The following is a 10,649-nucleotide window of genomic DNA, read 5'->3' as shown; positions in this document are numbered from 1 at the left end:
GTGGCTGATGAGGCTTTGGGCCATTTTTCTTTCGTTAGCTGATATTTATACTCATCTACTGTACTGCCGTCTACTGTTACATCATTTTGGGTAAGCGTAATAATAATTTTATCAAAATCAAGACCTGAGGATGGTAGCTTTACAGGCTTAATCAGGATTGGTACATTAGTTTTATGATTATAGCTGTATTGTTTTATCGCTTGTATTGTAACTGGTGATGACCATTTACCTTTAAAAACCAAGACAAAGTTCTTTTTCCTATAATCCATTTTTGCTTCGAGATATTGGAATTTAAAACGGGCAATTGAATCAGATTTATTTAAAGGTTTGAGTATAGCTACAGGAAAATCAATGGTTGCAGTCGAGTCCAGACTCAGGTTGAAGCGAGGGTTAAAGTGATCATCTATTTTGGCTTTCATACCACCCTGAAAAAACCTGGTGACTGCATAGAAACGTTCAATTTTTTCCATGGTTTTTACAGAATCCTTTTGTTCAATGAACGTTTTGTATATGGGGTTAATGCGTTTTAAACCGAATGTCTGAATGTAGTATTTAAGATATTGGTTGATATCTGCATATGCCTTTTCAGGAACTATAATGTTGGTTTTCATCTTTTTGTTCACCATTTCATTAAAGATCTTCAGTTTTTCAATTGATCCGTCTGACTCGATTTCATAATTTAGTGTATTGGCTATCATTTGACCCGGTGATAGTTTGAGCATTTTATAAGCTATATAGAAAAAGTCTTCGTTTGTCTGTGGAAGTTCATCGTAGCGCACTTTGCCGAGATAAGATCTTATTTGCTGCGTGAACAGTACACTGATTTTTTGAGAACGTGCGCTTGGTGGCGGAAGTGTTGCAAAGTTTAGCTGCATTCCATTAGTGCCATCAAGCGGCACCAGAACAGGATTTCTTCCACGAAGAGAAAAACTCAGAAAGTTGTTATCTCCATAAGTTGATGTACTATACTGCAAATTCGCAATGTATAAAGGGCTGATAGATTTCTTAATCCACTCTTCTACTTTAGTCATGTCGCAAGGCATTTCGGTACAACTGGATAGATTGAAAAGTAAGTCTAAAGTGTTTTGAGCTGATGCTTTGGCTCCGCAGATAATAATTAAAATCAGTACAAAGAGCGTTCTTCTAATTTTCATAGTTCAAATCTAAAGAAAAACAAGTGTTAATTTTTATAATGTATCTATGAATCATTTGCAATATCTTGTAGTTCTTTTTTATCTTCAAAATAGGCATTGATATTCTTTGAAGTTAGCATGTGGATGATAAAGAATAAGTTACAAAAGCCGATTAAAAGAAATACCCAGGCAACAATGGTTAATTAGATTACTGGAATTGGACTTGCTGAAATGTTGATTAAATTAATAAAGACTACTTTATCTATAGTAAATAGGTAATGATGGATAGAAGTGGGAAATATTTCAATGAATTGAAACTACTATAAATAATACTATGGGAGAAACTGCAAATTAAATGCTTAAAGCCCGTTAACTCACCAAGCTGGATGTGCTTCGAATTATTGGAATTAACCAAAGAACAGGCTGCTGTAATTTAAAACTCTCACTTCTAAATATTTTTTATATTAGTGATCAATAAATATTTATGACGCTACTCAATACGTTTTTTGAAATATGAAAAGAAAAGGAACTGGTTTAAATATGGTATTCTACGCCATTATGTTTTTGGCTTCATTATTAGTGATATACGCTTGTTATAGGATTTTCATTAGTTCAAATAAAATATTTTCCCTGAGTTTCATTGCATTAATGGCAGGGTTGCTGTTTCATGATAAAAAGACCGTTGCAAAATTAACTGAAGGAATTACCTTGATCCAATCAATTGCCATTATCTACTGGGTTATTGACTACGGATATTTAAATATCGACAACTTATTTATGTATATATTACTTGGTATAGGTTTGTTGTTTTGTTTGTTTTCTTTTATTAATGCTTTGACTTATATTGAGTTGTCTAGACCGTATCGCTTGTGGTTAAGCGTCTGGAGCTCAATTATCATGCTATTGTTTTCCATAGATAATATTTTCAGGACTTATAGCAATGGTGATATCGAAAACACATGGGCAGTTTCTGATTCAATTTTTATTGGTTTGCAGTATTTTCTTTTAGGTGTTTCAGGAATGTATATTGTTAAGAATATGCTGATGCTATTCGGACCTTTACCAGGTAAAGGAACTTTCTTTAATGCTCAATATTTTAGGGATTTATACGAATTGAAGAAAGAATATATAGAAAGATATTCCGAAGATCAGATTTACATTGGTCATGTGATCTTTTGCATTCTGATTACCGCTGGTCTTTTTTTTGCAAATTACACCTACAGATTTATACCAGCTAATATTGCCATTTGGATCAGCTTTATTCTGTTCCCAGGAATACTTATGCTTGTGAATTTCAGAAGAGGAAGACGTAATGGATGAGGCTGTTATATTTAGCTGTAAGCGACTAAAAAGATAGCTTCCATAACCAAATCAACAAATTCGAAAATATGAGTGTATTTACTTATCATTTATTAAAAATTTCGCTTTATCAAGCATTGAAAAATATGATTTTTCCTCTAAAATCAAAAAATATCGAAGGTTTAATACATGCAGAAACGATGTCAGCAATGATTTTAGGGTCACCTGTTTTCTCTAGTTCCAGATTCTTATCACGAGAAATCATTGTCTTTGCACAATGGGAAAATGACCAAGTTTTCGACAATTTTTTGGCAAGTAATTCATTCGGGATACAATTAACCAGAGGTTGGTACGTCAAATTAGAATTTATAAGACAATGGGGTGAAATTTCTGGTTTCCAAATCCCTAATGAAACTCAAGAAAATCATAGTGATGAAAATCCCGTAATTGCGGTAACTATCGCAAAAATGAAATTTACAGAAATACCGAGATTTATTCGTTGGGGAAGACCGGTTGAAAAATTAGTTCGTGATCATCCCAGTACTACTCTATCATTGGCATCTATTAAATATCCTAATATGATTTCAACTTTTTCGATTTGGAAAACTCAAAAGGAAATGACAGATATGGTGAGAGGACATAGCGCTGTGCCAAAGCCTAAAAGACATATCGATGCAATGAAAGAACATGATAGAAAGAATTTTCATTTTGAATTCATAACCTTGAGATTCAAACCAATTTCTGAATTTGGTCAGTGGAAAGGTAAAACGAATTTAACCCACAAAAATCAAAACTTAGAATGAATTTAGCATATACGATGCAAAAATTTCAAGATTGGTTTACGCAACAATGGGTAATCCTAAGGGGAAAGAAATTTAATCCAAATGATCATTCTTGGCTTATTGGTCCATTCGGAGAGTTGAATGGAATAGGAGAAGATTTTATCTATCAATTAGCTAAAAAAGAAAATTTAAATGTTAAAAGAAATTGTCTGTCAAATGGCTTGTTGGCATCAATTAACGATCTTGAATTAAGTGAATATGATTTAAATAGGCTATCTAAAAATGTTATTGGTTTTTACGAACATACTTCAAGCTATAAACTACAATTCAAAGTAAAATGGAATCCATTTTTTAGAATTTTCGGTTACTTTGTGAACAGATTATTTAGTCAACGAATAAACCAACTAAATATCCCAATTAAAAACATTCATGATTCTGAAATCCTTAAAAGCGAAATAATAAATCTCTTTAATTCAGAGACAAATGAAGTAAAATACACTATTTGGTTAAGGAAATTTGAGTCGACAGGTAAAGTAATCTATTCGGGTATTTATGGAACTTGTAAAATTCCTTCAGGAAAAACATGTATCAAAGCTATTTTTCCTTTGCCGAAGGGAAACGCAACTGTTATAATGAAGTCTAGTGTTGGGGAAAATAATGAATTAATCTTAGATTCATCAGGTAATAAATTTGGAGATGCGGGATTTTATTTTTTGCTAAACGATGAAAAAAATAATTATTGGGCTCAATTTATTTCTTCATTTACTGATAAACTAATTGTAAGTGAAATCAACAATTCTCTACAGGCTACACAAACCTTAAAACTTTGGAATCTTAGAGTCGCTACTTTCAATTACATAATAGAAAAATAAACTACATACAACATAGGTTGGCAAGATTGCGGGCTAGTTCACCAACCTTTCCAAACTGCGAAACATTAACAGTAATAAATTTTGATAACCGTAAACTTGACTGTAAACTATTTCCAGTATCGGACAACCAGTATAGCCATATACGAATAAGACAATGGTGTCCTGATTAAATATTTTATACATATGGCAAGCATGAAGTATGGTATCCTTGGACCGATCATCGGGAAAATTTCAAATCTAGTGACTTATATAAGACGTGGCGTGCCAGTGGTCAGGACAAAGCCCACTGTTTATTACGACGCAGACTGGAAAACTACGATAAAAGCCAATGCCTCTTACTATCGAATAGTAAAGTTAGTTGAAGAAAGTAAAAAGTATGAAGTTACCGATTTCTATATGTCTGGAAAGATTCAAATGACTGGTACTTTTTCTTCTATGTCACCCGAAATAAAGGATGGTATTTTGATGTTCCATTTTGGAACATCAAGTCGGGTGGAACAATAAAGTACTTAATTTATGATGGTATTGCTACCCTCGTCAAATATTGGACTGATATGAAAAACGTTTGTGTCGATTAAATTCCCACTACTATTCCCCGGAAAATTCACCATTATGGGTATTTGTAATGTGAAGGGGAATCTGTAAAAATTTTCTTTATCCAAAGTCCTTGCTAAACCCAGGCTGTTCGGATGGATACAGATCATCAGAAACCCGTTTCAATATTTGGTGTGGATTACGAAACTGTTATATAATGTTACTTACTGGCCGTGTAATTATTCTTCCTAAAATATTTCAATTCTCATATTTAGTTACAGGAATACTTTCCAATAATTTGGAAAATCATTCAAATTTTTAACTATAAAAGTAATTATTGTTTTTTAGAGTTATTATTTTGTTTTTGTTTGTTATTTATTTCTTTTTGGTTATTTGCTAGATGCTCTATAAGTTTGTATTAATTATAGATTTCATAACAACCATTCTAATCAAAAAGTAAGCTTTTGACAAACTCAAGACGAATTATTAAAGTGCAAGACATTGGTATTGAAATTTTAAATGTGAATGGTTATATCTCATTAACAGATATCGCCAGAAGTAAAAGTGCAAATGAACCTAAAGATATAGTGAAGAATTGGATGAGATCAAGAAGTACGATTGAATTCTTAGGAATATGGGAGCAGTTAAACAATACTTCTTTTAAAGGGGTCGAATTCGACCCCTTATTGTTTGAAGCTGGAAGTAATTCATTTACATTATCTCCAAGTAAATGGATCGAATTAACCAATGCAAAAGGAATTGTTTCAAAACCAGGTAAAAACGGAGGTACTTACGCCCATAAGGATATTGCTTTTGAATTTGCATCTTGGATTAGTCCAGTATTTAAACTTTATTTGATTTCAGAGTTTCAGAGACTTAAAAAAAGTGAAAATAACAAAGAGAATTTGGATTGGAGTCTTCAACGTACACTCGCAAAAGTAAATTACGGAATTCATACCGACGCAATTAAAGAGAAAATTATCCCATTAGAATTAACTAAAGAACAAGCTGCTGTAATTTATGCCAATGAAGCGGACATGCTAAATGTCGCTTTGTTCGGTAAAACAGCTCAGCAATGGAAAAGAGAAAATCGGAATTTAGAAGGTAATGTCCGTGATTATGCTACATTAGAACAACTCGTTGTATTAAGTAATATGGAAAGTATGAATTCGGTTATGATTCACCAAGGTTTAGCACAGAAAGATCGTATTATACAACTAAATAAGGTAGCTATCATTCAACTTAAATCGTTGTTAGGCAATAAGCAATTGAAGAAATTGCAAACATCTGTTGGTTAGCTTTCTTAAAAGAGATTAAGAGTGTAACCCTTCCAAAATATCGGACTGTATAAAAGGCGATAATTCGTAACTTCCATATTAAGAACGATTGACGGAATGGCCAGTTGAATTTGCTCTTGTTAACAATTTAAAAATCAAAATTATGGCACTTATTAATCCTCACATTAACTTCAACGGAAATGCCGAAGAAGCATTCAATTTTTACAAATCAGTTTTTGGCGGAGAGTTCGCAATGATTATACGTTTCAAAGATATGTCAAGTCCTGAAGTTCCAATTTCAGAAAATGAAGCAAACAAAATCATGCACATTGCTTTGCCTATTGGCAAAAATATTCTGATGGGTAATGACGTTCCGGAGTTTATGGGAAAAGTTAATGAAAATGAAAACAGAAGTAAAATTTCCATAAGTGCAGAAAGCAAAGAAGAAGCTGATAAATTATTTAATGGACTTTCATTAGGTGGAAATGTTGAAGTTCCAATTGCTGACAGCCCCTGGGGTTCATACTTCGGAATGTTTAGAGACAAATACGGTATTGAATGGATGGTAGATTTTGACCCAAAATATAAAGAACAAATTTAGATATACTGAATATGAAATTTCGTGAAGCAACAATAGAGGATATTAATCAAATTCAAATTGTTAGAAATTCTGTAAAGGAGAATACTTTATCAAATCCGGCACTTGTTACCGACCAAGATTGCAAAGAGTTTATGTTTAAAAGAGGTAAAGGTTGGGTTTGTGAAATAGAAAATCAGATTGTTGGTTTTGCGATTGCTGATTTACAAGATAATAATATTTGGGCTCTTTTTCTTCTTCCGGAATTTGAAGGAAAAGGTATCGGCAAGAAACTTCATGAAATAATGCTAAACTGGTATTTTGAAACAGGGAAAGAATCTGTCTGGCTTGGAACTTCACCAAACACTAGAGCTGAAAAGTTTTATGAAAAATCAGGGTGGAAAAGAAACGGGATGCATGGCAAAAATGAAGTGAAATTTGAAATGTCAAAACAAGATTGGGAAAAAAGTAAGTTCGCGAATTCTTGCTTGGGAAAGCTCCTTTAGTGCAAACTATGGATTCGGAGATGCAACAATTTCTGCATTTAAGGCTTACAGCGGAAAGACGGTGAACAGTAATAATGACATCATCACCGCAACGGGCGGGATTGGTCCCATTTATAAGGACTGGATAGAGTTTCGATCGATGGCGGTAACAAATCTCATTACCAATATCCGTACTAAAGTAAAATCTATCAATCCGAAACTGGAACTTCATTTATGGGCTTCTGCAGATTGGGCTTCGCGTTATAGTGTGGGGCAGAATTGGGCCAGTAAAAATTATAAGCCGACACCAAGCGGTATTTACACAGATACTTATAGCAAGACCGGTTTTGCTGATCAGCTGGATGTATTTTCTTTAGGCGCATACACCGACAATATTTTTATATCAGAGAATCCTGGCTCGGTATGGTCAGTGGAGAATTTTGTTACTACCTATGATAAATTTACCAAGGGAGACTGTAAAGTATATGGCTCGTTCGCATCTTATGCGTATGGGACCACCGCAAGTAAAGTATCAGATGCAGTTTATCTGTCTCTTAAAAACACGGAGGGAGTGATGGCTTTCGAAATATCGCATGTAATCAATAACAATCAATGGGGTGCCATTAAAGCTGGGATTGACCGGGTTTATAAAAAATAAACAAAGTCCTAATCAAGCCGTTAAACGGAATTTAGAAAGATTCCCTTGGGGGTATCTATCAAATGACTAAGGAGGAATTAAAAAATTGGAAGTCACAATTTGTGACTTCCAATAAAGAAGTAATGAGGCTTCTTAAACGATTGTTAGCCTCCCATACCTAGTTTTATAATTCTATTTTTCATCTTCAGGGCGATAAAACTCCTGCACATTGCTTAAGTTTCACTTTACTTGTATTCTTTAAGGAAAGAAACGGTCATCCTGAATTTCAATAATAGCTAGGTTTATGGAAAGTAAAATCGGCATAGGTTTCGTTTATAGGTTTTGGTTAATTAATCTTTCTAAATCAGAAATAGGAATTACTCCAGACTGTCGCCAAAGGATTTCACCTTTTTTAAATAAAATAAGTGTTGGTACGCCACTTACACGATACGTAGCTGCAACTTGCTGATTTTTATCTACATCTATTTTAATGATGCTGGCTTTATCACCCACGCGTTTTTTTAAGTCTGTTAACATGGGGGCCATCATTTTACACGGGCCGCACCATTCGGCAAAAAAATCTATTAAAACGGGTTTATCTTGATTGATGATTTGTTTAAAGGTCATACTGTTTGTTTTTTATCTTTTGATTGCTAAGCCAAAAACAGCTTCCATAAATGATATTGTACTACATTAATGCCTCGATCTCTTCTCTTGAAAGCTTAGTGTATTTTGATATTTTATCTATTGATTCATTATTAGCTAACATCTCCATCGCTATTTTTATTGCTTTTTTATGTTCGCCTTCTTCACGTTTTAAAGCATAAATCCACTTATCCAATTGAGTATGAAGTTCGTGGGGCTCTTTAACAAAGTTAAGCAACTCAATGAACATTAAGGTTAATTTGTCGTAGAATATTTTACCTGTATACCTGTTAGCTAAACATATATCTGAAATACTGCGTTTTCCTCAGTATAAGGGGTAATACGTAATAAGAAATTTGCTTAAAGAAAGAGAATAGAATAGTTGACAGAATGTTGTTTGGTTCAAGATGTATCAATGGGCTTTCTTTATATCAATTACTGTAAAAATTGATATATCCGAAAATTTATTTATCATTGAATAATTTCTACGTATTTTTTGCGGGAAATAAAGCGGATGATAGATTATAGTAGCTATACAGATCAACAATTAATTACGCTTTTAAAGGAAGGCGATCACATGGCCTATGCCCAGTTGTACGACCGCTATTTTCAGTTACTTTTTGTATATGCATTTAAACGCCTTAGAGATGAAGCCGAAGCAAAAGATGTGGTACAGGATTTTTTTACTGTGCTCTGGGTTAAACGCGATACGCTGAATTTTAATTCATCTATTTCAGCCTATTGTTTTACTGCTGTTAACAACAGGATTATAGATATTTTTCTGCATAAAAGAGTAACCGATAAGTATAGGGATTCCATTTCTTTTCCTACAGAACAGGAGGAAGCCAATACAGATCATCTGGTAAGGGAAAAACAATTGATGGCTTACATCGATAAAGAAATACAGGCATTGCCTGCTAAAATGCGAAAGATCTTTGAATTGAGCCGGAAATCTAATTATACTTATAAAGAAATAGCTGGTGAATTGTCTATCTCTGAAAAAACAGTACACCGCCAGATGTCGAATGCATTACTACGTCTGAGGACCAAATTTGGGCTTTTTGTCTTTCTGATGATCTTAACAAAAATTTAATTTAAAATATTTTCATTTTTTTCTGCACGTATAGTGGGGACTTTCCCGTCATGTCTTTAAATACGGGAATTATCCGCTTTTAGCTATGTCAGAACAAGAGAGAGAATTACTTATAAAATACAATGCCGGCAAATGTACTGAAGCCGAAAAGGCCGCAGTTGAAAAATGGCTTTTTGAATTCGATACATCTGCTGATTTATCTGCTGAAAGAATTGCGGAAATAAAGGCTGAAGTGTTTAGCCAGTTACCCGGACCGGTAGTAAAAATCAGGAAATTCAGCTACTGGCCTCGTATTGCTGCGGCCATTGCATTGATGCTGGGTTTTATTTATTTCTTTAAGGCAGATTACTTCCCGGTTGGCAACCATCGGCTTTCCAGCCTCAGTAATGATGATGTGTTGCCGGGGAGAAATTCGGCAACCCTTACGCTGGCAAATGGAAAAAAAATTGTTTTATCTGATGCGCATAAAGGAGAGCTGGCCAGTGAGTCGGGCGTGGTAATTTCCAAGACAGCCGACGGACAGATTATTTACAATGTAACACAAGCTTCTTCATCAGGAGCGGCAACTTATAACACACTTTCTACAGCCAACGGAGAAACTTTCCAGGTCCGTTTACCTGATGGCTCATTGGTGGTACTTAACGCCGCTTCTAGTTTAACCTACCCAACCAATATAAACCTGGTAAATGAGCGAAAAGTGAAACTTGGGGGAGAAGCTTATTTTGAAGTTGCAAAAGCAATGATAAAGGTCGAAGGTGCAACGAACAATGTTGCAGGGAAAAGGAAACCCTTTATTGTAGAAACAGATAGACAGCAGGTAGAAGTGCTTGGAACGCAGTTTAATGTGAATAGTTATGCGGATGAGCTGGATACAAAAACAACTTTAGTGGAGGGAGTTGTGAAGGTGGCAAGCCTGGGGACGGTAAAGTATTCTTCAGTTTTAAAGCCAGGGCAACAAGCTTTGAGCAGGCCTGATGGGTTTTTGGTAAAAGAAGTAAACATTACACAGGCTATTGCCTGGAAAAATGGAACCTTTGATTTTGACAATGAGGATATCCAAAGCGTAATGCGTAAGATTTCGCGCTGGTATAATGTGGAGGTGGAATTTGAGGGCAATGTTTCCAGAGAAAGATTTAATGGCGCACTCTCGCGTAAAAAGAACATCAGCCAGATGCTTAAAATGCTGGAGTCAACCGGAGTAGTTCACTTTAAAATAGAAGGAAGGAGGATCATCGTAATCAATAACTAAACAAAACGATAGTCCTTGATAAGCCAGGAAACCGACGGCAATCGGAATCCTGACTAAGTCTGGATT

Annotated in this window: 13 protein-coding genes; 10 read left to right on the top strand and 3 right to left on the bottom strand. The window is 34.6% G+C overall.

The features are described 5' to 3' along the window. Positions 1 to 1,154 (bottom strand): hypothetical protein (locus ABDJ41_RS21600; protein ID WP_349788224.1); only part of this gene is annotated, 1,154 nt, incomplete at its 3' end. A 492-nt stretch (positions 1,155 to 1,646) separates the two neighbouring features. Between ABDJ41_RS21600 and ABDJ41_RS21595 the strand changes: the two genes are divergently transcribed. From ABDJ41_RS21595 to ABDJ41_RS21560, 8 genes are all read left to right on the top strand, one after another. Then, positions 1,647 to 2,453: a hypothetical protein gene (locus ABDJ41_RS21595; RefSeq protein WP_349788222.1), complete on the top strand. Its 807-nt coding sequence runs from the start codon at positions 1,647 to 1,649 to the stop codon at positions 2,451 to 2,453. A 68-nt stretch (positions 2,454 to 2,521) separates the two neighbouring features. After that, positions 2,522 to 3,235, top strand: a complete 714-nt coding sequence (locus ABDJ41_RS21590) for a hypothetical protein (RefSeq protein ID WP_349788221.1) — start codon at positions 2,522 to 2,524, stop codon at positions 3,233 to 3,235. Beyond that, positions 3,232 to 4,086, top strand: coding sequence for a hypothetical protein (locus tag ABDJ41_RS21585; protein ID WP_349788220.1), 855 nt, complete (start codon positions 3,232 to 3,234; stop codon positions 4,084 to 4,086). The genes ABDJ41_RS21590 and ABDJ41_RS21585 overlap by 4 nt, the downstream gene beginning before the upstream one ends. Before the next feature lie 183 nt (positions 4,087 to 4,269). After that, on the top strand, positions 4,270 to 4,590 hold the full coding sequence (locus ABDJ41_RS21580) for a hypothetical protein (protein ID WP_349788219.1): 321 nt from the start codon (positions 4,270 to 4,272) through the stop codon (positions 4,588 to 4,590). Between the two features lie 494 nt (positions 4,591 to 5,084). Continuing rightward, positions 5,085 to 5,918 (top strand): KilA-N domain-containing protein, encoded by an 834-nt coding sequence (locus tag ABDJ41_RS21575; protein ID WP_349788218.1) that lies wholly within the window; start codon positions 5,085 to 5,087, stop codon positions 5,916 to 5,918. Between the two features lie 142 nt (positions 5,919 to 6,060). Then, positions 6,061 to 6,498, top strand: coding sequence for a VOC family protein (locus tag ABDJ41_RS21570; protein ID WP_349788217.1), 438 nt, complete (start codon positions 6,061 to 6,063; stop codon positions 6,496 to 6,498). Positions 6,499 to 6,509: 11 nt separating this feature from the next. After that, positions 6,510 to 6,980 carry a GNAT family N-acetyltransferase gene (locus tag ABDJ41_RS21565; RefSeq protein ID WP_349788216.1) on the top strand — a complete coding sequence of 157 codons (471 nt, stop codon included), beginning with the start codon at positions 6,510 to 6,512 and terminating at the stop codon, positions 6,978 to 6,980. Further along, positions 6,913 to 7,617 (top strand): alpha amylase family protein, encoded by a 705-nt coding sequence (locus tag ABDJ41_RS21560; protein WP_349788214.1) that lies wholly within the window; start codon positions 6,913 to 6,915, stop codon positions 7,615 to 7,617. Before ABDJ41_RS21565 ends, ABDJ41_RS21560 begins: the two co-directional genes overlap by 68 nt. Positions 7,618 to 7,929: 312 nt before the next feature. Here ABDJ41_RS21560 and trxA read toward each other — a convergent pair whose 3' ends face one another. Beyond that, complete coding sequence (gene trxA / locus ABDJ41_RS21555) at positions 7,930 to 8,223, bottom strand: thioredoxin (RefSeq protein ID WP_349788213.1); 294 nt, start codon at positions 8,221 to 8,223, stop codon at positions 7,930 to 7,932. A 61-nt stretch (positions 8,224 to 8,284) separates the two neighbouring features. Next, complete coding sequence (locus tag ABDJ41_RS21550; RefSeq protein ID WP_349788227.1) at positions 8,285 to 8,545, bottom strand: PD-(D/E)XK nuclease family transposase; 261 nt, start codon at positions 8,543 to 8,545, stop codon at positions 8,285 to 8,287. Between the two features lie 210 nt (positions 8,546 to 8,755). On the opposite strand from ABDJ41_RS21550, the gene ABDJ41_RS21545 reads away from it, so the two are divergent. Both ABDJ41_RS21545 and ABDJ41_RS21540 read left to right on the top strand, forming a co-directional pair. Continuing rightward, a complete protein-coding gene (locus ABDJ41_RS21545) occupies positions 8,756 to 9,334 on the top strand; it encodes an RNA polymerase sigma-70 factor (RefSeq protein WP_349788212.1) in 579 nt (192 codons plus the stop codon). Positions 9,335 to 9,419: 85 nt separating this feature from the next. Then, the gene (locus tag ABDJ41_RS21540) at positions 9,420 to 10,583 is read left to right on the top strand and encodes a FecR family protein (RefSeq protein ID WP_349788211.1); all 1,164 of its coding nucleotides are present in this window, start codon (positions 9,420 to 9,422) and stop codon (positions 10,581 to 10,583) included. The last annotated feature ends 66 nt before the right edge of the window (positions 10,584 to 10,649 follow it).

Source organism: Pedobacter sp. ASV1-7 (assembly GCF_040203335.1).
Lineage (GTDB): Bacteria > Bacteroidota > Bacteroidia > Sphingobacteriales > Sphingobacteriaceae > Pedobacter.
Note: the sequence above shows the minus strand (reverse complement) of the source record. Positions and strands in the feature narration are given on the sequence as shown.

Excerpts from the sequence above, each read along its gene's own strand:
- ABDJ41_RS21545 (WP_349788212.1), top strand. The coding sequence starts at position 8,756 with ATGATAGATTATAGTAGCTATACAGATCAACAATTAATTACGCTTTTA.
- trxA (WP_349788213.1), bottom strand. The coding sequence starts at position 8,223 with ATGACCTTTAAACAAATCATCAATCAAGATAAACCCGTTTTAATAGAT.
- ABDJ41_RS21580 (WP_349788219.1), top strand. The coding sequence starts at position 4,270 with ATGGCAAGCATGAAGTATGGTATCCTTGGACCGATCATCGGGAAAATT.
- ABDJ41_RS21565 (WP_349788216.1), top strand. The coding sequence starts at position 6,510 with ATGAAATTTCGTGAAGCAACAATAGAGGATATTAATCAAATTCAAATT.
- ABDJ41_RS21540 (WP_349788211.1), top strand. The coding sequence starts at position 9,420 with ATGTCAGAACAAGAGAGAGAATTACTTATAAAATACAATGCCGGCAAA.
- ABDJ41_RS21570 (WP_349788217.1), top strand. The coding sequence starts at position 6,061 with ATGGCACTTATTAATCCTCACATTAACTTCAACGGAAATGCCGAAGAA.
- ABDJ41_RS21590 (WP_349788221.1), top strand. The coding sequence starts at position 2,522 with ATGAGTGTATTTACTTATCATTTATTAAAAATTTCGCTTTATCAAGCA.
- ABDJ41_RS21585 (WP_349788220.1), top strand. The coding sequence starts at position 3,232 with ATGAATTTAGCATATACGATGCAAAAATTTCAAGATTGGTTTACGCAA.
- ABDJ41_RS21595 (WP_349788222.1), top strand. The coding sequence starts at position 1,647 with ATGAAAAGAAAAGGAACTGGTTTAAATATGGTATTCTACGCCATTATG.